Raw genomic sequence first — 233 nt, 5'->3', positions numbered from 1 at the left:
TCTCCTTCAAGGTCGCCGCGTCGGAGGAGTTCAAGGAGCGCCAGCGCCGTACGGTGGACGGCGCCCGCATTCTCGCCGAGCGGCTGACCGCCGCCGACGCCCGTGAGGCCGGCGTGAACGTGCTGTCCGGTGGCACGGACGTGCACCTGATCCTGGTCGACCTGCGCGCCTCCGAGCTGGACGGGCAGCAGGCCGAGGACCGTCTGCACGAGGTCGGCATCACGGTCAACCGC

General features: G+C 71.2%; 1 pseudogene. It reads left to right on the top strand.

Features of this window, described 5'->3' with window-relative positions:
- Nucleotides 1-233, top strand: a pseudogene (locus tag ADL12_RS28485) (serine hydroxymethyltransferase); the annotation flags it as partial.

Origin of the sequence: Streptomyces regalis (assembly GCF_001509475.1) — a bacterium.
In the GTDB taxonomy this organism is placed as follows: domain Bacteria; phylum Actinomycetota; class Actinomycetes; order Streptomycetales; family Streptomycetaceae; genus Streptomyces; species Streptomyces regalis.
This window is presented reverse-complemented; position numbering and strand designations above follow the sequence as displayed.